This is a genomic window from Stenotrophomonas sp. PS02300 (genome assembly GCF_029959395.1).
GTDB classification, from domain to species: domain Bacteria; phylum Pseudomonadota; class Gammaproteobacteria; order Xanthomonadales; family Xanthomonadaceae; genus Stenotrophomonas; species Stenotrophomonas maltophilia_AD.
On the sequence record NZ_JASCOP010000017.1, the window covers coordinates 1 to 25,032 of the forward strand.

The window sequence follows — 25,032 nt, forward strand, 5'->3', positions numbered from 1 at the left end:
CGCTCCGGGGTCGATCCCATAATACGCCGCGCCGCCGGACCCCCCCCCGGCGGGCCCCCCGCGCCGGCCTTCTTCGTTTTGAGATCGCAGGACGTGGGGAGATAGACATCATGTAGCCTGTGGGCTACACTTTTTCGATGGAGCTACAGCGAACCGACCAATTCGCAGCATGGATGGATGACCTGAAGGACGTCGCAGGTCGGGCAAGGATCCTCGCCCGCATTCGCCGGCTTGCCCATGGCAATCCCGGGGACCACCGCAATCTAAGCGGCGGAATAGCTGAGCTTCGCGTAGATGCAGGCCCCGGCTATCGTGTCTACTACACACAGCGAGGCAACCGGCTCATTATTCTTCTGGTAGGCGGCGATAAGGGCTCCCAGCAGCAAGACATTGAAAAGGCGAAGGAGCTGGCTCGCAATTTATGACGCCATACGAAAGAAGAAGAGCACCGCGCAACGAAACTACCGGAGCTACAGCGACATGACAGCCAAGAAGAAGACAAAGGTAGAAAAGTTCGACGTTGCGGAGCACCTGCGCACCCCGGAGGAAATGGCCGCGTACCTGGATGCCTGCATCATGGAAAGTGACGGCGACTCTGCATTCATCGCCAAGGCGCTCGGTGATATTGCCCGCGCCCAAGGCATGAGCAAGGTCGCGCGCGACGCGGGCGTTTCACGTGAGAGCCTGTACCGCGCCCTCTCCGGCGAGCGCAGCCCGGATTTCGCCACGATCCTGAAGGTGACGCGCGCCCTCGGCGTGCAGTTGCATGCTACCGCAGCCTAAACTTCATTCTGTTTCCGAGGGCCGGCGCAATGCACCGGCCTTTACCTTTTCAGCCATCCTTCCTGATGCGCCGGCGGATCAACCACCACCCTGGCAGGTCATCCAGTGCTCCACGGGTCCCGACGTGACGCCATCGGCATCGCGCATTACCGTGCTCCAGTCCACCATGCCGTAACCGCTCCCTTCGCAGGTCATTCGCGCCTTGATGGGCGACGCGGATGCTTCCGTGACCGTCTTTACTTCCGCCCTGCAGGCGCCCGGCTGGGTGCAATACGCCGGCGTGAAACTGAGCGTCACCGGGAACTGTGGATTGCCGTCGAAATGAACGTCGGTCTCCGCCGCACCACTCGCAGGGACGGTGACGCGATCAATCTTCCTCAACGCCAACGGCGTGCAGTCCTTGCCCTCACGAAACAGCCGGTAGCCCTTCTCCACACCTTTCATTGACGCCTCCCGAAACACGGGATCCTGTAGCGCCGCCGAGTCTTCTGGGTTCGAGTGGTAGGCGATCTCCACAAGTACCGCCGGCATTGTGGCAATCCTGTTTTCGCCGTGTCGGCCCGCGTTGGCGCGATCTCGAATGGGAAAGTCTTCGTAGCCCGGCCGTGATCGGATCTGCTCGCGCATCCCGCACAGCACGCTCTCCGCAAGAGTCCGATCGTTCGGCTTTTCGCCGTAATAGAAGACCTCCAAGCCCCGGGTCGTCGCCATTGGGTGACCATTGGTGTGAAGGCTGATCATTGCCCCTACGCCAAGGTGATTCGCGTAGAGAGGGCGTGTGCGGATGTCTTCATTGACCTCCCGATCATTCGTGGTCGCGTTCGGCAGCGAGTTCCAGATATCCGTGCGCGCGGGCATCACAGCCTTCACGTGGTACCTCGAAGACATCTGCTCCCAAGGACGCTCCGACTCCTCGTGCAGATCCTGCGCCCTGCTTCGCGCACGATAGACGCTCAAGCCACTTCGCTCCACAAGAAGCGACTGCAACACATCTCCGTACGCTGGCGTGATCATGTCCTCCCTGAAACCGAACGCATCCGGGCGCTGAAACTCCCAACTCCTGGATGGAAACACCCGAACGAGTCCGTGACTGGCGGAAACCAACGCAGTGGCATTCCGTGGATTCATACGGGCTTGCGGAGGCACTGCAAGATCGTCGGGGAAGTAGTGCTTGAGCGGCTTTCCCTGAAACCGGAAGTCCACATCAACGATGGGAAGCCCGGCCTTCTCTGCGTAAACACGAATCGTCACGGCAAGTTCGTGCAGGAACGTCTCTGCATACCCTTCGGCGGATCCCGGAAGAAAGCCCTGACCAAAGTCTGCCAGCACCTGCTTCTTGCTCATGTCGATGGTGACCTTTACATCAACCGTTCGCAGTACATCCCTGCTCTGCAGGTACGTCGAAACGCCTCTGGACGCTTCCTTCTCCAGTAGGTGGATCAGCTCGGCATCGACGTACCAGGTCGTCTGCGTAGCCTCATCTTTCGATTCGATGGGGTGGCCATTGCCGCCAGGCACGCGCGCAGCCTGTGAATCAACGACACCCGCAGCAAGCAGAATCCCGCACCCCACCGCGAACAACTGTAGGCCTTTACTTACCATTTCCGTTTCTCCTTGAAGGTAGTTGACGCATCCCCGGATGCGCCAGCGAAATCTCCTCCCTTCAGGGCCACACGAACGCGCCCCAACGCACGCTTCCCGGCCGCTACTGAACGACTTTCCTATCGCTTACCGCAAGCCGATCAACGCCACCTAAAACACCCCGTTTTCCATCGGCCTGCCCTATCCTTCAGCCATGCCCGATATACGCTTCCTACATCGCCTCACCGACCTGTCCGCCGCCGACTGGGATGCGCTGCACGACGGCCGCAACCCGTTCGTCAGTTACGCGTTCCTGCAGGGGCTGGAAGAACACGGCTGCCTGCGTGCGGAATGGGGTTGGCGGCCGCGCCACTTCACCTTGTGGGACGGCGACCAGTTGATCGGGGCGGTACCGGGCTACCTGAAGGACAACTCGCATGGCGAGTTCGTGTTCGATCACGCCTGGGCCAACGCCTATGCCCGCCACGGGCTGGCGTACTTCCCGAAGTGGCTGGGCGCAGTGCCGTATTCGCCGGTGAGCGGGCCGCGCCTGCTGGCCAGGGATGCAGGAACCTCGCGCACGCTGGTGGAAACCCTGCGCGGCGAAGTGGCCCGCATGGGCTGGTCGTCGGCGCACGTGAACTTCCACCTGGCCGATGACGACGCCGCGTTCGGCCCGGACTGGCTGCTGCGCGAGGACATCCAGTTCCAGTGGCACAACCCGGGCGACTGGACCGACTTCAGCAGCTTCCTGGCCGCCATGGACCACAAGCACCGCAAGAACATCCGCCAGGAGCGCGCCAAGCTGGCCCGCACCGGGGTGAGCTACCGGATCGTGCACGGCGATGAAGCCACCGCCGCCGACCTGCAGGCCATGCACGACTTCTACCTGCAGACCTTCAGCGAATACGGCAATTCGCCGGCACTGACCCTGCCGTTCCTGCAGCACCTGGCCACGACGATGCCGCGACAGCTGGTGATCCTCCTGGCCATGCTGGAGGGCGAGCCGGTAGCCGGCGCCCTGTGCCTGCGCGGCGGCGATACCCTGTACGGCCGTTATTGGGGCGGCGCCACCCTGCCCGGCCTGCACTTTGAAACCTGTTACTACCAGGGCATCGAATACTGCCTGCGCGAAGGGCTCACCCGCTTCGAGCCCGGCGCGCAGGGCGAGCACAAGCTGGCGCGTGGCTTCCTGCCGCACCCGGTACGCAGCCGGCACTGGCTGGCCGAGCCGGCATTTGCCGGCGCGCTGGCCGGCTGGTGCGAACAGGAGCGCGAGGAAGTGCAGCGCTACGCGCAGCTGCTGGTGGAGCACACCCCCTTCAAGTCGATCGAATCCACATGACGCGGCACCTGCCCTGGCGGCTGGACGACCGTCCGGATGCGCCCTTCCCGCCTGCCGAAACCGCGTTGCGGGACCCGGATGGGCTGCTGGCGCTCGGTGGCGACCTCTCGCCGGTGCGCCTGCTCAATGCCTACGCCGGCGGCATCTTCCCGTGGTTCTCGGAGGGCCAGCCGCTGCTGTGGTGGTCACCGGACCCGCGCATGGTGTTCCGCACCGATGGGGTGCACCTGTCCTCGCGTTTCCGCCGCAGCCTGCGCGCCAGCGGCTGGGTAGTGCGTGCCGATACCCGCTTCCGCGAGGTTATCGAGGCCTGCGCGGCCAGCCCCCGCCCGGGGCAGGACGGCACCTGGATCACCCGGGACATGGTCGAGGCCTATGTGGCGCTGCATGCCCTGGGGTTCGCCCACTCGGTCGAGGTGCTGGACGGCGACCGGCTGGTGGGCGGGATCTACGGGGTGGCCATCGGCCGGATGTTCTTCGGCGAGAGCATGTTCAGCGCGGCCAGCGGCGGCTCGAAGGTGGCGTTGGCCGGGTTGGCCCATCGGCTGTCGTCGTGGGGCTGGCCATTGATCGATGCGCAGGTGGAGAACGAGCACCTGCTGCGGATGGGGGCCCAACATTGGCCGCGTGAACGGTTCCTGGGGCTGGTCCGGGCGCAGGTGGCTGCTGACGAGGCGCCTGGGGCGTGGACCGCGCGGTTTGGGGAGATTCCAGCCGCGTCGTTGGCCTGAGGCAGGCGGTTAACGCAATCTTTGCATCCCGGGGGAGATGCGCGTAAAATGCCCGCTCTTAAGGCCAGCTCGGCCGTTTATAGAACTGCACAGGACTACATGTCGAAAGACGACTCCATCGAGTTCGAAGGCACCGTCAGCGAGACGCTGCCGAACACCACTTTCCGCGTTCGACTGGAAAATGGGCATGAAATCATCGCCCACATCTCCGGCCGCATGCGCAAGAACTACATCCGCATCCTGACGGGCGACCGTGTCAAGGTTGAAATGACGCCCTACGACCTGACCAAGGGTCGCATCACCTACCGCATGAAGTAAGCGGAAGGGCGGCTTCTCCGGAAGACGCGATCAAAGGCCGGCCCTGCGCTGGCCTTTTTGCGTGGGCGCCATTCAGCTGCGCCCACCGTGCCGGCAGTCACCCTGCCCCACGACACCCTGACATCAGTCAGCCTGCCTTGATGCAGATTCGCCACCGGCCGAAGGTGGGCACTGTGGTCTACGGTCCACTCCGGACCGTGACCTACTGGCCCCCGCCATGAAGACCCTGATTGCGCTTTGCCTGTTGGTTGTTTCCAGCGCTACCGGTTCGGCGTCCGCGCAGAGCGCGCCCGCCGCCGCGGCCGGCTCCGATTGCATCACCCTGTCCAGCGACCAGCAGCTGGTCCGCAAGGGCGCCGATCGCAGCATCCTGCTGCGCAACGGCACCGATCACTACATCGTCCATTTCCAGAACAGCTGCAGCCAGGCCGGCTTCTCGCGAAAGCTCGAGTTTGCCACCCCCAGCAATGAGGGCCAGTTGTGCGGGGCACGCGCCAGCAAGCTGCGTACCGATACGGGCAGCTGCGATGTCGCCAGGCTCGAACCGATCAGCGCCGAGGCGTTCGCATCGCGCGCCAAGCGCTGAGCGACGCCCAACAAAAACGCCCCATCCGGGGCGTTTTTGCTTTCAAGGCGTCACGACCAACGGTCGTGACCTAGCGGTCATTCGACCGTCGCCGGCAGCAGCCGCTCCGGTTCGGCCTGCGCTTCGACGAACAGTTCGTCGTCGCGCACGTCGATGCTGACCCGGCCGCCGTTGACCAGCTTGCCGAACAGCAGCTCGTCGGCCAGCGGGCGCTTGACCTTGTCCTGGATCACGCGGGCCATCGGGCGCGCGCCCATCAGCGGGTCGAAGCCGTGGCGGGCCAGCCAGTCGCGCGCGGTCGGCGTGGCCGACAGGCTGACGTGCTTTTCCTGCAACAGCATTTCCAGCTCGATCAGGAACTTGTCCACCACGCGCAGGATGTGCTCGAAGCCCAGCGGCTGGAACTGCACCACCGCATCGAGGCGGTTGCGGAATTCCGGCGTGAAGCTCTTGCGGATGATCTCCATCGCGTCGGTGGCGTGGTCCTGGCGGGTGAAGCCGATCGAACGCCGCGAGGCCTGCGCCGCGCCGGCATTGGTGGTCATCACCAGCACCACGTTCTTGAAGTTCGCTTCGCGCCCGTTGGTGTCGGTGAGCACGCCACGGTCCATGACCTGCAGCAGGATGTTGAAGATGTCCGGGTGGGCTTTTTCCACCTCGTCCAGCAGCAGCACGCAGTGCGGGGTCTTGACGATCTTTTCGGTGAGCAGGCCACCCTGGTCGAAGCCGACATAGCCCGGGGGCGCACCGATCAGGCGGCTGATCGAATGCGGCTCCATGTATTCGCTCATGTCAAAGCGCACCAGCTCGATGCCCAGCTGCAGCGCCAGCTGCTTAGTCACCTCGGTCTTGCCCACGCCGGTGGGGCCGGCGAACAGGAAGTTGCCGATCGGCTTTTCCGGATTGGCCAGGCCCGAACGGGCCAGCTTGATCGCCGAGGACAGCGTCTCGATGGCCGGATCCTGGCCGAAGATCACCATCTTCAGGTTGCGCTCCAGGTGCTGCAGCACGTCCTTGTCGGTGGCACTGACCTGCTTGGCCGGAATGCGCGCCATCTTGGCCACGATCGTTTCGATTTCCTCGATGTCGATCAGCTGCTTGCGCTCACCCTCGGGTAGCAGGCGCTGGCGGGCACCGGCTTCATCGATCACGTCGATGGCCTTGTCCGGCAGCAGGCGGTCGCCGATGTGCTTCACCGACAGGTCCACCGCCGCCTGCAGCGCGTCATCGGCGTAGGTCACGCCGTGGTGCGCTTCGTACTTGGGCTTGAGGCCCTGCAGGATCTCGTAGGTTTCTCCCACGGTGGGCTCGACGATGTCGATCTTCTGGAAGCGGCGCGCCAGCGCACGGTCCTTCTCGAAGATGCCGCGGTATTCCTGGAAGGTGGTGGAGCCGATGCAGCGCAGCTCACCGGAGGCCAGCGCCGGCTTGATCAGGTTGGAGGCGTCCATGGTGCCGCCCGACGCCGACCCGGCACCGATGATGGTGTGGATCTCGTCGATGAACAGCACCGCGTTGGGCATCTTCTTCAGCGCGGTGAGCACGCCCTTCAGGCGCTTCTCGAAATCGCCGCGGTACTTGGTGCCGGCCACCAGCGCGCCCAGGTCGAGCGAATAGATCACCGCGTCGGCCAGTACGTCGGGCACCGAGCCTTCCACGATGCGCTTGGCCAGGCCCTCGGCGATGGCGGTCTTGCCCACGCCGGCCTCGCCCACGTAGAGCGGGTTGTTCTTGCGCCGGCGGCACAGGACCTGGATGGTGCGCTCGATTTCGTCGCGGCGACCCACCAGCGGATCGATACGGCCGTTGCGGGCCGCCTCGTTGAGGTTGCTGGCGAACTCGGCCAGGGCATCGCCCTTGCCTTCGCCATCGCCACCCTCGGCGCGCCCTTCGGCGTCCGACGACGGCGGCACTTCGCCCTCCTCGCCCAGCTTGGCGATGCCATGGGAGAGGTAATTGACGATATCCAGCCGGGTCACGTCCTGCTGGTTGAGGTAATAGACCGCGTGGGAGTCCTTTTCGCCGAAGATCGCCACCAGCACGTTGGCGCCGGTGACCTCCTTCTTGCCCGAGGACTGCACGTGGTACACGGCCCGCTGCAGCACACGCTGGAAGCCCAGGGTGGGCTGGGTGTCGCGGCCGTCATCTTCGGCCAGGCGCGAGACGGAGACCTCGATGGCCTGCTCCAGCTCCTGGCGCAGGCGGTCGGCGTCGGCCCCGCATGCCTTGAGCACGGCCTGGGCGGACGGGTTGTCGAGCAGTGCCAGCAGCAGGTGTTCCACCGTCATGAACTCATGGCGGGCCTCACGGGCGCGCTTGTAGCACTGACCGATGGTGTGTTCGAGGTCTTTACTGAACATGTTCTACTCCGGCGGCAGTTGAGAACAATATGCGGCCTACCTGCACAATTTCCATCACCCTACTGGATCGGTGCGTTCAGATGGCGTTATCACTTGCGCGATCATGCCCCAGACACCGCCAGCATTGGCTGCCCACCCGTGATGGCGACGTCATCGACCGATTGCAGGCGCCCCGCCCCCTTGGCGGTCCCCGGCGCTTTCCCTGATTGACGGGCATAAAGGGCGGGAACGGCCATGCGTGGGCCGGCCAACGGCCGGCGCTACGAATTGTTACGGACCCATTGGGATCGGGATCAATCAACCGGAGGGCGCCGGGAACGCCGTGTCAGCCGGCTTTTTCCATCGTGCACAGCAGCGGATGCTGGTTCATGCGCGAGAACTCGTTGACCTGGGCGACCTTGGATTCGGCCACCTCGCGGGTGAACACCCCGCACACGCCACGGCCACGGGTGTGCACGTTGAGCATCACCTGGGTGGCTTTTTCCAGATCCATCGAGAAGAAGTGCTGCAGCACGGTCACCACGAAATCCATCGGGGTGTAGTCGTCGTTCAGCAGCATCACCTGGTAGAACGGCGGCGGCGCGACCTCCGGCCGGGCCGGTTCCAGCGCTACGCCGTGGTCGTGGTGGGGTTCTTGGGAGGGCTCGCGGGGCATCCGGACATTATAGACGCCGCACCGGCCGGATTGGACGTTGGCCCCCTGCCCCCGTCACAATCCACTCATGGATACATACTTTCACAGGGATTTCATGAAAAGGATCGCCACCGCGCTGCTGCTGACCGCCACCGTGTTCGGGGCCCAGGCCGCAACGCCCGACAAGGCCGTCGGCCGCGTGCTGGATACGCTGAAGTACCCCTATGAGATCGACGAGGACGGCGACTACAAGCTGGTGTTCGATGTCGAAGGCGACCGCACCCAGCTGGTGTTCGTGCGCTCGGCTGTGGAAGAGTACGGCAAGCACCGCATCCGCGAGATCTGGTCGCCGGGCTACAACGCGCCGGGCAAGCAGTTCTCCGCCGCAGTGGCCAACCGCCTGCTGGAAGACTCCCAGGACGCCAAGCTGGGCGGCTGGGTCAAGCAGGAGCAGCTGGCCATGTTCGTGGTGAAGGTGGATGCCAACGCCAGCGCCGATGCGCTGAGCGAGGCCATCGAGGCGGCGATGAACACCGCCGATGCGATGGAACTTGAATTGACTGGAACGGACGAATACTGACGTGAACGAAGTGCAGGACCTGCGCTGGGCGCCGCATGTGACCGTGGCCACCGTGGTGGTGCGGGACGGGCGCCTGTTGCTGGTGGAAGAAGCCATCGACGGCCGCGCGGTGCTGAACCAGCCGGCCGGGCACCTGGAGCCGGGCGAAAGCCTGGCCGCCGCCGCCGTGCGCGAGACGCTGGAAGAATCGGGCTGGACCGTCCGCCTGACCGCCTTCATCGGCACCTACCAGTGGACCGCGCCCGACGGCACGCCTTTCCTGCGCTTCGCCTACGCGGCCGAGCCGATCTCGCATGACCCTGCCCGCCCGCTGGACACCGGCATCCTGCGCGCGCTGTGGCTGGACCCGGCCGAGCTGCAGGCCGAGCCGTCCCGGCTGCGCAGTCCACTGGTCTGGGAGGTCGTTGCCGACTTCCTGGCCGGCCAGCGCCACCCGCTGTTGATCGTGAAGGAGGTTGCATGAGCACCCCGCGCATCATGGTCGGCGTTTCCGGCGGCGTGGATTCGTCCGTGGCCGCCTGGCGGCTGGTCCAGCAGGGCGAGCCGGTGGCCGGGCTGTTCATGCAGAACTGGGCCGACGACGGCAGCGGCGACTGCCGTGCCGAAGACGACCGCCGCGATGCGGTGGCCGTGTGCGGCCTGCTCGACATCCCGTTCCACTTCCGCGACTTCTCCAGCGAGTACTGGCAGGGCGTGTTCGAACACTTCCTGGCCGAATACGCGGCCGGACGCACCCCCAACCCGGACGTGCTGTGCAACCGCGAAGTGAAGTTCAAGCACTTCCTGGATGCGGCCCGCGAGCTGGGTGCAGAGCGGATCGCCACCGGCCATTACGCCCGCATCGCCCAGGTGGGCGGGCGCTGGGCGCTGCTGCGCGGCGCCGACCGCAGCAAGGACCAGAGCTACTTCCTGCACCAGCTGGGCCAGGCCCAGCTGGCCGCCACCCTGTTCCCGATCGGCGACCTGCAGAAGAACGACCTGCGCCGCATCGCCCGCGATGCGCGCCTGCCGACCCACGCCAAGAAGGACTCGACCGGGATCTGCTTCATCGGCGAACGCGATTTCCGCGAGTTCCTGGGCCGTTACCTGCCGGCGCGCACCGGCGAGATCCAAGACCCGGACGGCAACCGCATCGCCGAGCACCCCGGGGTGTTCTATTTCACCCTGGGCCAGCGCGAGGGCCTGAACATCGGCGGCGTGCGTGGCCGCCCGGCGGCCCCGTGGTACGTGGTGGGCAAGGACGTGGCCAGCAACGTGCTGTACGTGGACCAGGACCGTGAAAGCCCCTGGCTGCAGTCGACCCGGCTGCATTCGGAAACCGCCCACTGGATCGCCGGGGCACCGCCTGCCCGGCAGTTCGAGTGCACCGCGCAGACCCGCTACCGCCAGCCGGACGAGCCCTGCACGGTGCGGGTGCGCGACGATGGCAGCGTGGACGTGCGTTTCGCGCGGCCGCAGCGTGCCGTCACCCCCGGGCAATCCCTGGTGTTGTATGACGACGAGGTCTGCCTGGGTGGCGCGGTGATTGCCGCCACCGATGCGCCGCTGGAGCAGCGCCTGCGCACCGCCCCTTCCCCCTTCGAGGTATCTGCTGCATGAGTTTTTCCATCGACGACCGCGTCCTTGCCCTGGCTGGCATCGCCCAGGCGCTGCAGCAGGTGCGCCGCATCGCCGAAACCGGCCATTCCGAGGCCAGCGTGGTCCGCACCGCCATCGACAGCGTGTTCCGGATCGACGCCGACAGCCCGCAGGCCATCTACGGCAGCGCCGCCAACCTGGCCCCGGGCCTGCGCCTGCTGCACAACTATTTCCGCAGCCAGGGCCAGGACGAGATCCTGCCGCGGCTGGCCCTGGCCGTGCTGCAGCTGGAGCGCCGCTTCGTGCGCGAGCACGCGGTGGTCGCGCAGGTCAGCCAGGGCATCGCCAGCGCCCAGCGCCAGGCCGCCGAGCTGAACGACAGCGCCCACCCGGACGTGCTGTCCAGCCTGGGCGGGCTGTATGCCGACACCATCAGCCACCTCAAGCCGCGGGTGATGGTCCAGGGCAACCCGCACTACCTGGCCCAGGCCGGGGTGGTGGCCGAGATCCGCGCGCTGCTGCTGGCGGCGGTGCGTTCGGCGGTGTTGTGGCGCCAGACCGGCGGCCAGTACTGGGATTTCCTGATCTCGCGCAAGGCGATGATCGAAGCGGTTGACCGTCAGCTGCGCTGACGGAAAGGAGTGACGACCAACGGTCGTCACCTACCGGGACGGGCTGACGACCAACGGTCGTCACCCACCGGCGCACAAAAAAGTGCGCCGTGGCTAAAGCAAACGGGGGTACGGCCGATACATCCTCCGTGCACCTCCCCGAGAACGTCCATGTACTCACGCCTCTTCACTAGTCTGGCCGCCCCCCTGGTCCTGACCCTCCTGCTTCCCTTCGCCATCGGCTTCGAATGGCCGGCCGCCCTGCGCTGGGCGATCCTGACCACGATGACGCTCAGCTGGCTGGGGTTCGCGTGGTGGACCGCCCGCGCCCAGACCCAGCGCTCGCCCGAGCATGCCCGCATGATGCGGGAACAGGACCAGCTGCTGACCGAGCTGCGCTCGTTCGTCGGCAACGAAATCGACGGCTCGCGTGGCGAAATCGAACGCGCCCGTGACCTGATCCGCCAGGCCGTGGCCGGCCTGGGTGGCAGCTTCGATGCCATGAACCGCAAGTCCCGCCAGCAGAGCCAGGCACTGGCCCGCATCGTCGATCGCGCCGGTGAAGACGGTGGCGCCGGCGTCGACGTGGCCCGTTTCGCCCAGCACGCCAGCCACCGCATGGAACAGCTGGTGGAAGCGCTGGAACAGGTCAGCGGCCAGAGCAGCAACACCGTGCAGCACATCGACCAGATGGCGCAGCACCTGGATGGCATCTTCGCGCTGCTGGAAGACGTCAAGTCCATCGCGGACCAGACCAACCTGCTGGCGCTGAACGCGGCCATCGAAGCGGCGCGCGCCGGTGAAGCCGGCCGCGGCTTCGCGGTGGTCGCCGACGAGGTGCGCAACCTCTCCGAGCGCTCCACCACCTTCAACGAGCAGATCCGCAAGCTGGCGCACAGCTCCAAGGATGCGATCGCCAAGGTCCGCGAAACGGTCTCCAACATGGCCTCGCGCGACATGGACCGCTCCCGCGAAGCGCGTCACGAAGCGGCCGCCATGCTCGACAACGTGGCCCAGATCAATGCGTCGCTGGGCGAAGGCATGCGCGAGATCTCCGAGTGCGGCCGCGCCATCGACAGCAGCGTGGCCGAAGCCGTGCGCGCCCTGCAGTTCGAGGACATCGCCACCCAGGCCCTGGGCGGCGTGCACACCCACCTGGACCGCCTGACCTCGATCAACCGCGAAGCGGTGGGCCTGCAGGAACTGCTGCACCGTAACGGCGGCGTGTTCGATGCCGAAGTGGCCACCGCCCTGCAGCGTACCGGCAACCGCCTGCGCGAAATGCGCAGCGAATGGGAACGCCCGCCGCACAAGCCGGTGAGCCAGCAGAGCATGGCAGCCGGTGCGGTTGAACTGTTCTGATCCGTGATTGATGCCGGCAACGGCATTCCACGAGGGCCCCGGCATTGCCGGGGCTTTCGTGCGTGTAGCACCCTGACCCCACTGTTGAAGACTGCCGCATGCTGTTGAACGCCGCCCCCAGCCCACTGATACCTGCCGGAAACGGCGCGTCGCCCGACGCCGTGGGCGAGGTCATCCACCCTGCCCCGGCGCCCGTGGCGCCGAAGAGCGGCCGTGCGCTGTTGGCGGTGCTGGAACAGCAGGCGCAATGGGAACTGGCTGGGATGATGGCAACCGCCCCGGCGGCAGCGCCGCTGGATCCCGCGTTGGCGGGACTGGCCTGGGACCTGGGATTGAGCGGGACCGCGCTGGACGCGTCCGGATCTGCTGGCGCCGCATAGCAAAAAGCAGGTCCGGTTGATGACCGGACCTGCTGATGCTCTAGCAAATGCAACGCCCGCGGGCGGTTACGGCGCGACCGGAACCCGTGGCGATTCGCCGACCACGGTCGGCAGTGCCTGCAGCTGTCCGCCACCGAGCTTCAGCCACTGCGCCAGGTCACGCGGGGTGAGCGGGCGCGAGTACAGGTAGCCCTGGATCTCATCGCAGCCCTGGCGGCGCAGCATCGCTTCTTCCTGCTCCGTTTCCACGCCTTCGGCCACCACCTTCATGCCCAGGGCATGGCCCAGGTGCACGATGGCCTGGGTGACCTCGGCGGTGCCGGCATCGTGGAGCATGCCCTGCACGAAGCTGCGGTCGATCTTCAGGCGGCCCACCGGGAAACGGTTGAGGTAGTGCAGGTTGGAGAAGCCGGTACCGAAATCGTCCACCGCCAAGGGCACGCCGTGCCGCTCCAGCACATCGAAGCAGTGGCGCAGCACGTCGGTGTCACGGATCAGGGCCGATTCGGTCAGCTCCAGCTCCAGCCGCTGCGGCGCCCAGCCATGGGCGTGGCAGATGTCGATCACCCGTTCGGCGAAGCCGCGGTCGCGCAGCTGCACGGCCGACACGTTCACCGCGATCCGGTCGAACTTCAGCCCGGCCCGGTCCCACACCGCCGCCTGGCGGCAGGCCTCGGCCAGCACCCAGTCGCCGATGCGCACGATCTCGCCGCACTTCTCGGCAATGGGAATGAACTCGGCCGGACTGCAGTAGCCGATGCCCGGGCGGTGCCAGCGCAGCAGCGCCTCGATGGCCGGTGGCTGGTCCTGCGCGGCATGCAGCAGTGGCTGGTAGGCCAGGCTGAACTCTTCGCGCTCGATGGCGCCCAGCAGCGCGTGCTCGATCTCCAGCTTGCGCTGGATGCGCAGCAGCGCGTCCTGGCTGTAGTACTGGTAGGTATTGCGCCCGGCCTCCTTGGCGGCGTACATGGCCGCGTCGGCCGCGCGCAGCAGCGAATCGAAATCCGTGCGGCCTTCGTCGAGCATCGCAATGCCCACGCTGGCGCCCACCTTCAAGGTGGTGTCACCGCGCTGCAGCGGCTCGGCCAGCGAGACGATCAGCTTGCGCGCCACGTGCCCGGCATCTTCCGGGTCGGCCAGGTCGCGCAGCACCACGATGAACTCATCGCCGCTGAAACGCCCGAACAGGTCGGCGTTGCGCAGGTTCTGGTGCAGCCGCGCCGCCGCGGCCTTGAGCAGCGCATCGCCGGTGGCATGGCCGAAGGTGTCGTTGATGGTCTTGAAGCCATCCAGGTCGATGAACAGCATCGCCAACGGTGCGCCGCGATCGCGCGCTTCCTCGATGGCGTCGGCGGTCTGCTCGCGCAGCAGCATGCGGTTGGGCAGGCCGGTGAGCAGGTCGTAATGGGCCAGCAGCTCGATCCGCTCGTTGGCTTCGCGTTCGCGGGTGATGTCACGGAACAGCACCACGAAGCGGGTCGGCAGGCCATCGCGATGGTCCAGCTCGATCAGTACCTGCACCCAGATGCGCAGCCCGGACTGGCGGTAGAAGCACAGGTCCAGCTGTTCGGGCAGGCCGCCGGCGGCAATGCGCGCCAATGCGGCCTCGAAGGCGTCGCGCGAATCCTGCGTGTACAGCGCCAGCGCCTGGTCCAGGCTGATCGGTTCCTTGCGCAGGCCGTGGATGCGGTAGCACTCCTCGGTCCACTGCATGTGGCGGGTGGCCACGTCGATCTCGCAACCGCCGATGCGGCCCAGCGCCGAAACCCGGTTGAGCAGCTCGGTGCGCCAGCGGATCAGCGCATCGGTCTGGTGTTGTTCGGTGATGTTCTGGACCTGGCCGAGCAGGCGCTGGATGCGCCCGTCCGGGCCCAGCAGCGGCTGCATCCACAACCGCAGGTGCAGCGCGCCGTCGTTTCCGCGCGGCAGCTCCAGCGCCAGCGTGCTGGGCTTGCCATCGCGCAGCATGCGCCGCCAGGCCTGCCGCAGCAGGCCGCGCGAACGCGGTTCGAGCAGGCGCAGCCAGTGCCGCCGGCTGTTCAACGGGGCGTCGCCCACGCCCAGCAGGGCCCGGAACTCGGGCGACCACCAGAACTGGCGGCTGTCCGGGTCCCACGACCAGCTGCCCATGCTGGCGATGCGCTGCGCCTCGCGCAGGTGCACCTGCTGCTCCAGCAGCAGCGCTTCCATCTGTTTCTGTGCCTGGATGTCGGTGTGGGTGCCGACCATGCGCAGCGGCTGTCCGTCGACGGTACGGGCCACCACGCGGCCGCGATCCAGCACCCAGCGCCAGTCCCCTTCCGGGTGGCGCAGGCGGTACTGGGCCGTGTACACCTCCCCCTCGCCGCGCAGGTGCGCGTCCAGCGCCGCGCGCACCGCCGCCTGGTCGTCGGGATGCACCGGGGCCAGCAGGGCCTGCCCGGCCTCGGCCGACGCGTGTTCGTCCGCGCCGGCCGGCGCGTCATGCCAGCGCTGCGAACGGCTCACCGCGTCGCTGGGCAGGTCCCAGTCCCACAGGCCATGGCCGGCATGGTCCAGCGCCACTTCCCAGCGGCTGCCCGCGTAGGGTGCCACCGGTTCGGGCACGCTCAGGGTGAAGGCCAGCAGGTTGCCGTCGGCGTCGTGCACGGCGCGCATCCAGCCATCGAAGCGCCCACGCGGCCCGCCCGGCAGCTGGCACGGCACCAGCCCGCCATCGGCGGCCAGCAGCCGCAGGTCTTCCAGCAGCTCGCCGTAGGCCGCCACGGTCGCCGGCAACCCATGTTCGCGCGCGGCCGGGTTGGCGGCGAGCGGACGCCCGGTCCGGTCCAGGATGACCAGGGCCGAGGCCAAGGGGTGCTGCAGCAGACTCGCGATGATGCCTTGGTCCACGCGGTATGACTCCGATAACGCACCCGACAGCCGGGAACGCAATCGTTAGCGGCTGTTCTGGTCGATAGTTGAGCCTTGCGTGCGCCCGGGGTGTCCCAGCCACTACTATGGACCGCCTACCCAACCCCATCCCGTCGCGACCCATGCCTGTCGTCCCACCCGGCCCGCCCGCACCGCACCGTCGTGACCACCCGCTCGCCCAGGCCCTGCGCCGCGACCGCTGGCGGGTGGTGCTCGGCTATCTGATGCTGGCGCTGGTATGGATCCTGTGCAGCGATGCCGCCGTGCAGGTGCTCACCGCCGACCTGGCCACGGCCGCGCGCTGGCAGACGGCAAAGGGGGCATTCTTCGTCATCCTCAGCGGCGCGGTGATCTACCTGCTGCTGCGCCCGCTGGCCCAGCACGTGCTGCAGACCCATGTAAGGCTGGAGCACTCCGAACAGCGCCACCGGCAGCTGTTCGAAGGCAACCCCGGCCCGATCCTGGTCTACGACCTGGACACCCTGGAGATCCTGGACGTGAACCCGGCCGCCAGCAGCCTGTTCGGCTGGAGCCGGGACGAGTTCACCGCCATGTCGATGACCGCGCTGTGGCCGCCCGGGGATGAAGCAGCGCTGGCCGCCAAGCTGGAGGAGATCCGCGCGCAACCGGACCAGCTGTGCGTGATCACCGCCGACCTGGTGCTCAAGGACGGCACGCCCCGGCGCATGGAGATGCGCAGCAACTACCTGGATTACGCCGGGCGCCCGGCGCGCCTGCTGATCGCCATCGACCGCACCCGCGAAGACCAGGCGCTGCGGCGCCGCGACCAGGCGCTGACCCGTGTCGAGGAAGCGCACGAAATGGCGCGGATCGGCGCCTGGGAAGTCGACCCGTCCACCGGGCTGGGTCGTTACTCCAACCAGGTCTACCACCTGCTGGGCCGGCGCCCGCCCGAAGCACGGCGCTGGCACCGCTTCGAGGAACTGCTGGTCCCCGCCGACCCGACCACCGCCGCACTGACCGAACAGCTGCTGCAGGACATGCGCGGCGACCGGGTGCAGATCGACCTGCTGCTGCCGCTGCTGGCCATGGACGGGCGGGCGCTGATGGTGCACCTGCGTGCCGAGAGCGGCACCGATGACGCCGGCCGGCCCCGCGTGCTGGGCACGTTGCAGGATGTGACCGAGCGTGAGCAGTCACGCCGGCTGTTGCGCGAACGCGAGGAACAGTTCCGCGAGCTGGTGCGGGTGCTGCCCGACGGCGTGGTGATCCTGTCGGACGAACACGTGCTGTATGCCAACGCGTGCGCTGCCGCGCAGTTCGGCTACGGCCAGCACACCCTGCTGGGCGAGCCGCTGTCGGCGCTGGTGGTGGCCACCGACCTCGCCCGGGTACGCGCGCAGCTGTTTGCCAGCATCCCGCTGCCCAGCAGCGGCAGTGAAGTGATCGGCATGCGCCGCCAGGGCGGCGAGCGCTTCCAGGCCGGGCTTGCGGTGGGCGAGGTGCGCTATGGCGGCCGCAACTGCAAGCTGCTGATCGTGCGCGACCTGAGCGAGCCGGAGCGTATCCGCGAGGCACTGGAAACCAGCAACCGCGAGCTGCAGGCCATGGCCGGGCGGCTGTTCTCGCTGCAGGAAGACGAGCGCCGCGCGATCTCGCGCGACCTGCACGACGACATCGGCCAGGCCATCACCGCGATGAAGCTGTCGGCGTATGCGGCGCAGGATGAGGCCGATCCGCAGCGGCGCGGCGAGGACCTGGAGCAGATCATCCACCTGGCCGACGCCACCGTGGGCAAGCTGCGCGACATCTCCACCCTGCTGCGCCCGCCGCAGCTGGATGCACTGGGCCTGGAGGCGGCGTTGCGCTGGCAGGCCGGGGTGCTGTTCCGTTCCTCGCCGATCGAGCTGCTGGCCGACATCGCGGCGCTGCCGCGACGCCCGCAGGGTGAGATCGAGCAGGCCTGTTTCCGCATCGCCCAGGAAAGCCTGACCAATGTGCTGCGCCATGCGCGCGCCAGCCAGGTGCACCTGACGCTGCAGGACGTGCAGGACCATGGCCTGCACCTGCAGGTGCGCGATGACGGCGAAGGGTTCGACCCCGATGGCCCCCGCGGGCTGGGCCTGATCGTGATGCGCGAACGCGCGCAGAGCGCCGGCGGCACCCTCAAGATCGAGTCGGCGCATGGCGCCGGCACCCTGGTCGACCTGTTCCTGCCTTACCGCAGCGATGGCGTGGCCGCCCCCGATACATTGGAATACTGAGTCATGTGGAACCCTTCCCTGCCCCTGGTCAGCATCGAGGACGCGCCGCCCCGGCTGGGCGCCGGCAACCCCGCGCTGCAGGCGATGGTGGCCGAGGCCGCCTCCGGTGGCACGCCGTTGATGCTGATGCACGTGGATATCGACCATTTCGCATCGGTCAACGAAAACATGAGCGCCGAAGTCGGCGACCAGGCGCTGGTGCTGGTGGCGCAGCGCCTGCAGCACCACCTGCGTGGGCGCGGCAAACTGTGGCGGCATGGCAGCGATGAGTTCCTGATCGCGGTACCGCGCACCGCCGACCTGCCGCTGCCAGACGACCTGGCCGAAGAGATCCGCCAGCAGCTGGAGCTGCCGCTCTCGGTCCTGCCGTACACGTTGTTCATGACCGGCAAGCTCGGGGTCAGCCTGTGCCCGGAACATGCAACCGAGACCTCACGCCTGCTCGACCATGCCGAGGACGCGCTGTACCAGGCCGCCCGCGAAGGCGGCAATGCGGTGCGCATCCATGCGGTCAACACGCCGTCCAGTGCGCACAGCGAGAGCATCATCGCGCGCCAGATCGTGGACGCCATTCCCAATGGCGAACTGAAGCTGCGCTACCAGCCGCTGGTGAGCGCCCGCGATGGCCACGTGGTGGGCATGGAGGCGCTGCTGCGCTGGCAGTCGCCGACGCTGGGCATGCTGGTGCCGGAGCGCTTCATGCGCACGGCCGAACGGCTGGGCATCATCGTGCAGATCGGCACATGGGTGCTGGAGGGCGCGCTGAAGCAGGCCAAGCTGTGGCGCGACCTGGGCTTCGATGACTTCACCATCGCGGTGAACGTGTCGACGCTGCAGCTGCTGCGTCCGAACTTCTTCGCCGAGGTGATGGCGCTGATGCAGACCGCGGGGGTGCCGGCGCACATGCTCACGCTGGAGATCAACGAAAGTGCGCTGACCAACAACGTCAACTTCGTGCACGAAACGCTGGTGAACCTGCGCAACGAAGGCATCAGCCTGAGCCTGGACAACTTCGGTACCGGCGATTCGAGCCTGAGCGCGCTGGTGCGCTATCCGGTGGACAAGCTGAAGATCGACCGCAGCTTCATCAAGAGCGCGCCGGCCGGCAACCGCGAGGCGGCCATCGCGCGCGCGATCATCGCCATGGGCCACCAGCTGGGCATGACGGTGATCGCCAACGGGGTGGAGTCGCAGGCCCAGCTGGGTTTCCTGCGCCGCAACGACTGCGACGTGTTCCAGGGCTATCTGTTTGGAGAGCCGATGTCGGCCGACGCGGCGGGCATGACGCTGCGCCGGCGCTACCTGCGTCCGGAGGCGTTCGCTGAAACACGCCCGGACCGGACGCTGCTGCTGCTGGACGATGAGGAGAACGTGCTGCGTTCGCTGGTGCGTCTGTTCCGCCGCGATGGCTACCGGATCCTGGCGGCGGGCAACGTGCGCGATGCGTTCGACCTGCTGGCGATCAACGATGTGCAGGTGATCCTGTCAGACCAGCGCATGAGCGACATGAGCGGCACGGAGTTCCTGGGCCGGGTGAAGATGCTGTACCCGGACACGATCCGGCTGGTGCTGTCGGGCTACACGGACCTCAACACGGTGACCGACGCGATCAACCGGGGCGCGATCTACCGCTTCCTGACCAAGCCGTGGAACGACGACGAGCTGCGCAAGCACATCCACCAGGCGTTCCGCACGCACGAAGAACAACGCCGCGCCAATACATCACAGCCGGTTGCGATACCGGCGCCGGAAGGCGACTAAAAGCAGCGTTTCCGTTTATCCGTGCCGGGGAGGGCGTCGGGCAGCCCACTCCGGGACACGCCGTGAATCCATCCATGGAGGCTTGTCAAAAACATCCATGTTTTTGACAGTCCCTCCGTGGGCTACCCGCCGCCCTCCCCCCCGACAGATGGTCGTGGGCGGATGCTGGTAGGGTCGGTTCCCAAACGACTGCCGTGAACCCCACAACGCCCGGTAACGTATGGAAACGATCGGCGCTACGCTTTACCGCGGCTGCTTGATCGGCAATACCAACCGGAACCGTGACCCCACACCCGGGGTGCTCTCCAGGTCGATGCGCCCGTGGTGCTTGTTGATGATGCTGTACGAAATCGACAGCCCCAACCCAGTGCCGCTGCCCACGGGCTTGGTGGTGAAGAACGGGTCGAAGATGCGCTGGCGCAGGTCCGGGGAAATGCCGCCGCCGGTGTCTTCGAACTCCACCCATGCGTAGTCACCATCGACACCGGTACGCACGGTGATGGTGCCTCGCTCGGCAATGGCGTGGCCGGCGTTGAGCAGCAGGTTCATGTACACCTGGTTGAGCTCGGACGGCAGGCATTCCACCAGCGGCAGCTGGCCGAACTCGCGCTTGAGGTCGACCTTGTACTTGAGCTCGTTCCAGATGATGTTGATGGTCGATTCCAGCCCCGAGTGCAGGTCGACCAGCTTCCACGACTCGTCGCGGCCGGAATAGGAGAAGTCCTTCAGGTCGCGGACGATCCGGGTGACGCGCTCGATGCCCTCGCGGGATTCGGCCATCAGCTGCGGCAGGTCGCGGCTGATGAAGTCGATATCGAAGCGGTTGCGGATATCGTCGATTTCGGGAATCAGCGCCTTCGGGTCCGGCGCGCGTAGTGCGCGTTCGTAGGCTTCGATCACGGTGAACAGGCTGCGCAGGTATTCCTGCAGGCTGCCCAGGTTGGAGTGCACGTAACCGATGGGGTTGTTGATCTCGTGCGCCACGCCGGCGGCGAGCTGGCCGATGGAGGCCATCTTTTCCGACTGCAGCAGTTTTTCCTGGGTGCCGTTGAGACGCAGGTAGGCCTGGCGCAGTTCGGCGTGGCGCTGCTGCAGCTCGCGCTCGTAGTCTTCCTGGCCTTCGATGCGGCGGAACAGGGCCAGATAGTGGCGCTTGCCGGCATCTTCCTGCTGGTAGACATGAGCGATGACCATGCGCTCGCCCACCGGCAGGCTGCCGTTCCAGTGGCCGTGCAGGCGGGCGTGCTCGAGGGCATCGGGTGGCAGCAGCTGGCGCAGCCATTGCGCGGGATCCACGCCGGCCTCGATCTCGGCCTGGCCAAGCATGCCGCGCACGGCGGCATTGGCCACGGCGACGCTGCCGTCATCACGGAACAGGAGCACGCCTTCGTTGATGCGCTCGAACAGCGCAAGCAGAACCGGCTGCGGCGGCAGCGGTGCGGTGACAAAAGTGGTGGGCACGGTCACGGTCACATCGGGGCAGTTGAAACAGGTGCCCACTATATCCGTGTTGGAGCGCGATCCGGCGTGGCGCTCAGGCGACGGCCAGCGGCCGGCGCGTATGCAGGGTGTTGGCCTGGCCCTTGGCGTCGTACGCCGAGGAGGCTTCGCTGCGGCCCAGCTGGCGCAGCGCCCAGTTGACCTCGCGGCGGCGGCGCGCCAGCAGCACGCCGTTGGCGCGGTTGCGCTCGGCCAGTTCCTGCAGGCGTTCGTTCTGCCCCACCGGCAACACCTGCTCCAGCGCACGCAGCGCATCGAGCTTGGCGCTGGTGGCGCGGATCAGGGACTGGACGTCATGCTCCACCAATGCCTGGCGTTCGACGTCCAGGGCATCGCTGAGGCGCTGCAGAGGCTCGCTCATGGCCAGCTTCATTTCTGCAGCTGCTGGTCCAGCTCAAGCATGCGCGAGGCGATCGCGTCCGGGTTGATCTTGTAGGTGCCGTTCTGCAGCGACTCGCGCACGGCCTGCACGCGGCCGGCATCGATCGCCGGGGCGGTGCTCAGTTCGCGCTGCAGGGCCTGCAGGCTGGTGGCCTCGCCGGTCAGCTTCAGGCTGTCGGCCGCTTCCACCGGCCGCGCCGGGGCATCGGTGCTCACGCTGGGCTTGTTGCCCGGCGCAATGCTGCGCAGATGGGCGGTCGCCTGCAGGTTGCCGTCGATTTTCTGGCTCATGGGTTGTCCTGGGAGTTACGGTTCACAAGGGATAACGGCACGGGGGCCGGCATCTTTAGGAGATTTTGCGTGCTGGAGTGGTCAGCGCGTCACAAAAACGTCGCCACTGGCCGCCACCGTGCCCTGGACCACCTTGCGTGACGACAGATTTTCCACGGATACGCGTTCATTTTCACCTGCATCGGCCAGTGCCTTGCCCGCCACCCGGACTTCGACCCCGCCAAAACGGGAGACCAGTGCGACGCTGTCGCCGCGGCGGATGAGACGCTGGGCGACCAGGTCGTTGGCCGACAGCAGGCTGCCGGCACTCAGCGTACGCCGCGCCACCCGCCCCACCGCCACGGCCGGATCGGCCAGGGCAGCACCGGCAATGCGGGCCACGTCACGCTGTGCAGTGGTGATATCGGCCACCCCGATGGTTTCTCCAGCGGCAATGCCACGATTGAGGATCAGCACGGTCTGGTTGCGGCGCACCTTCACCGGCACGAACAGGCGCCAGCCGCCCGCGTCGGGGCAGCTGACCTCCACGGTGCTGGTGCCGGTGGGCTGGGCGCGCAGGTCCTGGCCGCAGGCCGGCAGGCGCAGCGCCGAATCCAGGGTCGTGTCGCCTTCGCTGCCCGCCGGCAACGTGGACAGCGCGGCGGCGCGGATGCTGTCTACAGGCTGCCAGCCGCCGGCGGCCCGGGCGTGCGGGGACGCACCTGCCAAGGCGATCAGCGTGACAACTATAAGAAGGATACGCATGGCGGCTCCGGGGGCATGGCACATGCGCAGCACCATGCAAGCGCCGTGCCGTTCACGCGGTCATCTGCCCGCTCAAGTGAACGCGGTTGGCGCCGATACCACTCCCATGTCACATGACCTGCTCAACCGCATCGACCAGCGCACGCGCCTGGCTGGCCACAACCGCCTGGCCCTGCTGCTGTTCCGCCTAGGCGGACGTCAGCTTTTTGGCGTCAACGTGTTCAAGGTGCAGGAAGTCCTGCGCCGGCCGGACCTGTTCCAGGTGCCCGGGCTGCCCAGCCAGTTCGCCGGCGTGGCCGACGTGCGCGGCCGCTCGGTGCCGGTGCTGGACCTGGGCCTGGCGATCGGCCACCCCGAGCGCGAGCCGGACGCTGACAAGGCGCCGGGCTACCTGGTGGTGACCGAGTTCAACCGTTCTATCCAGGGCTTCCTGGTCAGCGGCGTGGAGCGCATCGTCAACATCGCGGTCGAGGACATCCACCCGCCGCCGGAGCTGGGCGCCGAATCGAGCTACCTGACCGCCGTCACCCGCTTCCAGGGTGAGCTTATCCAGGTGATCGACGTGGAAAGCGTGCTGGCCGACATCGCCCAGGTGCGTGGCGAGGCGGTCCTGGACCCCTCGATGGCGCTGCCGGCCGACGCCCCGCAGCTGCAGGTACTGGTGGTGGACGACTCGCGCGTGGCCCGCCAGCAGATCCGCAGCGTGCTGGACCAGCTGGGCGTGGGTGCCACCCTGCTCTCGGACGGCAAGCAGGCGCTGGACCACCTGCTGCAGATCCACGCCGCCGGCGAAAACCCGGCCGAGCGTTACGCCATGGTCATTTCGGACATCGAAATGCCGGCCATGGACGGCTACACCCTGACGACGGAAATCCGTCGCCACCCGGGCCTGGCCGGCCTGTACGTGCTGCTGCACACCTCCCTCTCGGGCGTATTCAACAACGCCATGGTCGAACGGGTCGGCGCCAACGCCTTCGTGGCGAAGTATTCCCCGCACGAACTGGCCGATTTCGTACTCGACCGCCTCCGGAAGGTCGCCCTGGCGGCCTGAGGCGCCGGAAACGGCCCGTGACGGTTGCTGGGCCCATGGTTGATTGATCCGGATCCTGATGGGTCCGTAACAATTCGTAGCCCCGGCCGTTGGCCGGACACCGCGCGCAGCGCGGCCCAAGCGTCCGGGCACGGCAAACCGCGGTTCCGGTCATCCCTCCGGCGTTTAAAGCGTCCGAAGCGGTAGCGCCGGCCGTTGGCCGGCTGCTCTTCGTTCCGGGGTCATGAACGCCTGACGGGCTTCTTCGGAACGTATAAACGCCGGGGTGTTGGTCGCAACCCTTACGTAAACGCCTCCGGATACTTGGGCCGCGCTGCGCGCGGTGTCCGGCCAACGGCCGGGGCTACGAATTGTTACGGGCCCATCAGGATCCGGATCAATCAACCATGGGCACATACCCATTACGGGCCCATCGGGATCCGGATCAATCAACCATGGGCGAGTAACCGTTACGGGCCCATCCCACGTTCTGGCACACACCTTGCACCCTCCCCCACATCGTCCCGTGGGAGAGCGCCATGCCCAACCTGATTTCCGACTATCTGGGTGTCCATGCCCAGGCCATGCCGTTGCGCGAGCAGCGGATGAAGCTGATTGCCAGCAACCTGAGCAATGCCGATACCCCCGGGTACAAGGCCCAGGACCTGGACTTCGATGCCGCCCTGCGCAACGCCCAGGGTGCCGACAGCAACGGTCTCATGCGGACCACCAATGAGCAGCACTTCACCATCGGTGGTGGGCTCAACCCGTTCCAGATCACCAAGGAAGGCGTGCAGCCGAGCATCGACGGCAACACCGTCGATCCCGATGCCGAGCGCGCCGCCTATGGCCGCGCCGCGCTGGAATACCGCGCCTCGCTGAGCTTCGTCGAATCCAAGGTGCGCTCCATGCTCACCGCGATCACGGGGCAATAAGCCATGAGCAACCTGCCCATTTTCGATATCGCCGGCTCCGCGCTGCAGGCCCAGTCCGTGCGCATGAGCACGCTGGCCTCCAACCTGTCCAACGCCGACACCATCGCCGGCTCGGCCGATGCCGTCTACAAGCCGCTGGAACCGATCTTCCAGTCGGTCACCAGCCGCACCGACCCGAACATCACCACCGTCCAGGTCAAGGAAATCAGCCAGAGCAACGCCGCGCCGATCAAGCGCTACGAACCCGGCCACCCGCTGGCCGATGGCGATGGCTACATCTACCAGCCCGATGTCGACCCCGTTGCCCAGATGGTCAACCTGATCTCGACCTCGCGCAATTACCAGGCCGGCGTGGAGATGCTCACCACCGCCAAGGAACTGGCGCTGGCCACCCTGACCATGGGTCGCTGACCCTTCTTATTGC

25 protein-coding genes are annotated in these 25,032 nt (G+C 66.8%); 17 read left to right on the top strand and 8 right to left on the bottom strand.

Annotation, left to right across the window (positions count from 1 at the left end; translation table 11 throughout):
• Nucleotides 1-137: 137 nt before the first annotated feature.
• Nucleotides 138-425 carry a type II toxin-antitoxin system RelE/ParE family toxin gene (locus QMX79_RS05460; RefSeq protein WP_282245254.1) on the top strand — a complete coding sequence of 96 codons (288 nt, stop codon included), beginning with the start codon at nt 138-140 and terminating at the stop codon, nt 423-425.
• A gap of 55 nt (nt 426-480) precedes the next feature.
• Entirely contained in the window at nt 481-783 is a 303-nt protein-coding gene (locus QMX79_RS05465) for an addiction module antidote protein (RefSeq protein WP_282245163.1), read from the top strand.
• A gap of 78 nt (nt 784-861) precedes the next feature.
• Here QMX79_RS05465 and QMX79_RS05470 read toward each other — a convergent pair whose 3' ends face one another.
• Nucleotides 862-2,385, bottom strand: a complete 1,524-nt coding sequence (locus tag QMX79_RS05470; RefSeq protein WP_282245165.1) for an N-acetylmuramoyl-L-alanine amidase — start codon at nt 2,383-2,385, stop codon at nt 862-864.
• A 193-nt stretch (nt 2,386-2,578) separates the two neighbouring features.
• On the opposite strand from QMX79_RS05470, the gene QMX79_RS05475 reads away from it, so the two are divergent.
• The 4 genes from QMX79_RS05475 (at nt 2,579) to QMX79_RS05490 (ending at nt 5,344) form a co-directional block, all read left to right on the top strand.
• Nucleotides 2,579-3,709 carry a GNAT family N-acetyltransferase gene (locus QMX79_RS05475; protein WP_282245168.1) on the top strand — a complete coding sequence of 377 codons (1,131 nt, stop codon included), beginning with the start codon at nt 2,579-2,581 and terminating at the stop codon, nt 3,707-3,709.
• A complete protein-coding gene (gene aat / locus QMX79_RS05480) occupies nt 3,706-4,440 on the top strand; it encodes a leucyl/phenylalanyl-tRNA--protein transferase (RefSeq protein WP_282245170.1) in 735 nt (244 codons plus the stop codon). Before QMX79_RS05475 ends, aat begins: the two co-directional genes overlap by 4 nt.
• Nucleotides 4,441-4,539: 99 nt before the next feature.
• Complete coding sequence (gene infA / locus QMX79_RS05485; protein WP_005409596.1) at nt 4,540-4,758, top strand: translation initiation factor IF-1; 219 nt, start codon at nt 4,540-4,542, stop codon at nt 4,756-4,758.
• Nucleotides 4,759-4,975: 217 nt separating this feature from the next.
• Entirely contained in the window at nt 4,976-5,344 is a 369-nt protein-coding gene (locus tag QMX79_RS05490) for a hypothetical protein (protein WP_282245172.1), read from the top strand.
• Nucleotides 5,345-5,421: 77 nt separating this feature from the next.
• Here QMX79_RS05490 and clpA read toward each other — a convergent pair whose 3' ends face one another.
• Nucleotides 5,422-7,704, bottom strand: coding sequence for an ATP-dependent Clp protease ATP-binding subunit ClpA (clpA, locus tag QMX79_RS05495; protein WP_282245174.1), 2,283 nt, complete (start codon nt 7,702-7,704; stop codon nt 5,422-5,424).
• Between the two features lie 325 nt (nt 7,705-8,029).
• Nucleotides 8,030-8,359, bottom strand: a complete 330-nt coding sequence (gene clpS / locus QMX79_RS05500) for an ATP-dependent Clp protease adapter ClpS (RefSeq protein WP_068851786.1) — start codon at nt 8,357-8,359, stop codon at nt 8,030-8,032.
• Nucleotides 8,360-8,453: 94 nt separating this feature from the next.
• On the opposite strand from clpS, the gene QMX79_RS05505 reads away from it, so the two are divergent.
• The 6 genes from QMX79_RS05505 to QMX79_RS05530 all read left to right on the top strand — a co-directional run bounded on the left by QMX79_RS05505 (nt 8,454) and on the right by QMX79_RS05530 (nt 12,849).
• Entirely contained in the window at nt 8,454-8,918 is a 465-nt protein-coding gene (locus QMX79_RS05505) for a hypothetical protein (protein ID WP_282245179.1), read from the top strand.
• Nucleotide 8,919: 1 nt separating this feature from the next.
• A complete protein-coding gene (locus QMX79_RS05510) occupies nt 8,920-9,381 on the top strand; it encodes an NUDIX hydrolase (RefSeq protein ID WP_282245181.1) in 462 nt (153 codons plus the stop codon).
• Nucleotides 9,378-10,517, top strand: a complete 1,140-nt coding sequence (mnmA, locus tag QMX79_RS05515) for a tRNA 2-thiouridine(34) synthase MnmA (RefSeq protein ID WP_282245183.1) — start codon at nt 9,378-9,380, stop codon at nt 10,515-10,517. Before QMX79_RS05510 ends, mnmA begins: the two co-directional genes overlap by 4 nt.
• The gene (gene hflD, locus QMX79_RS05520) at nt 10,514-11,128 is read left to right on the top strand and encodes a high frequency lysogenization protein HflD (RefSeq protein ID WP_282245185.1); all 615 of its coding nucleotides are present in this window, start codon (nt 10,514-10,516) and stop codon (nt 11,126-11,128) included. Before mnmA ends, hflD begins: the two co-directional genes overlap by 4 nt.
• 150 nt (nt 11,129-11,278) lie before the next feature.
• Nucleotides 11,279-12,469, top strand: a complete 1,191-nt coding sequence (locus QMX79_RS05525; protein WP_068851775.1) for a methyl-accepting chemotaxis protein — start codon at nt 11,279-11,281, stop codon at nt 12,467-12,469.
• A 98-nt stretch (nt 12,470-12,567) separates the two neighbouring features.
• Nucleotides 12,568-12,849, top strand: a complete 282-nt coding sequence (locus QMX79_RS05530) for a hypothetical protein (RefSeq protein ID WP_282245188.1) — start codon at nt 12,568-12,570, stop codon at nt 12,847-12,849.
• A 66-nt stretch (nt 12,850-12,915) separates the two neighbouring features.
• Here QMX79_RS05530 and QMX79_RS05535 read toward each other — a convergent pair whose 3' ends face one another.
• Complete coding sequence (locus QMX79_RS05535; RefSeq protein WP_282245190.1) at nt 12,916-15,720, bottom strand: bifunctional diguanylate cyclase/phosphodiesterase; 2,805 nt, start codon at nt 15,718-15,720, stop codon at nt 12,916-12,918.
• Nucleotides 15,721-15,863: 143 nt separating this feature from the next.
• On the opposite strand from QMX79_RS05535, the gene QMX79_RS05540 reads away from it, so the two are divergent.
• Nucleotides 15,864-17,966: a PAS domain S-box protein gene (locus QMX79_RS05540; RefSeq protein ID WP_282245192.1), complete on the top strand. Its 2,103-nt coding sequence runs from the start codon at nt 15,864-15,866 to the stop codon at nt 17,964-17,966.
• A gap of 3 nt (nt 17,967-17,969) precedes the next feature.
• Nucleotides 17,970-19,727 carry an EAL domain-containing protein gene (locus QMX79_RS05545; RefSeq protein ID WP_282245194.1) on the top strand — a complete coding sequence of 586 codons (1,758 nt, stop codon included), beginning with the start codon at nt 17,970-17,972 and terminating at the stop codon, nt 19,725-19,727.
• Nucleotides 19,728-19,970: 243 nt separating this feature from the next.
• Here the strand turns inward: QMX79_RS05545 and QMX79_RS05550 are convergent, their stop codons facing one another.
• From QMX79_RS05550 to flgA, 4 genes are all read right to left on the bottom strand, one after another.
• Nucleotides 19,971-21,200: an ATP-binding protein gene (locus tag QMX79_RS05550; protein WP_282245255.1), complete on the bottom strand. Its 1,230-nt coding sequence runs from the start codon at nt 21,198-21,200 to the stop codon at nt 19,971-19,973.
• Nucleotides 21,201-21,261: 61 nt separating this feature from the next.
• A complete protein-coding gene (locus QMX79_RS05555; protein WP_093532818.1) occupies nt 21,262-21,600 on the bottom strand; it encodes a flagellar protein FlgN in 339 nt (112 codons plus the stop codon).
• Nucleotides 21,597-21,899 (bottom strand): flagellar biosynthesis anti-sigma factor FlgM, encoded by a 303-nt coding sequence (gene flgM, locus QMX79_RS05560; protein WP_068851758.1) that lies wholly within the window; start codon nt 21,897-21,899, stop codon nt 21,597-21,599. The genes QMX79_RS05555 and flgM overlap by 4 nt, the downstream gene beginning before the upstream one ends.
• A gap of 81 nt (nt 21,900-21,980) precedes the next feature.
• Nucleotides 21,981-22,643: a flagellar basal body P-ring formation chaperone FlgA gene (flgA, locus tag QMX79_RS05565; protein WP_282245198.1), complete on the bottom strand. Its 663-nt coding sequence runs from the start codon at nt 22,641-22,643 to the stop codon at nt 21,981-21,983.
• A 106-nt stretch (nt 22,644-22,749) separates the two neighbouring features.
• Here flgA and QMX79_RS05570 point away from each other — a divergent pair, with 106 nt between their 5' ends.
• From QMX79_RS05570 to flgC, 3 genes are all read left to right on the top strand, one after another.
• Nucleotides 22,750-23,694 (top strand): chemotaxis protein, encoded by a 945-nt coding sequence (locus tag QMX79_RS05570; protein WP_282245200.1) that lies wholly within the window; start codon nt 22,750-22,752, stop codon nt 23,692-23,694.
• Nucleotides 23,695-24,212: 518 nt separating this feature from the next.
• The gene (flgB, locus tag QMX79_RS05575; RefSeq protein ID WP_282245203.1) at nt 24,213-24,608 is read left to right on the top strand and encodes a flagellar basal body rod protein FlgB; all 396 of its coding nucleotides are present in this window, start codon (nt 24,213-24,215) and stop codon (nt 24,606-24,608) included.
• A 3-nt stretch (nt 24,609-24,611) separates the two neighbouring features.
• Nucleotides 24,612-25,019 (top strand): flagellar basal body rod protein FlgC, encoded by a 408-nt coding sequence (gene flgC, locus QMX79_RS05580; RefSeq protein WP_214903342.1) that lies wholly within the window; start codon nt 24,612-24,614, stop codon nt 25,017-25,019.
• The last annotated feature ends 13 nt before the right edge of the window (nt 25,020-25,032 follow it).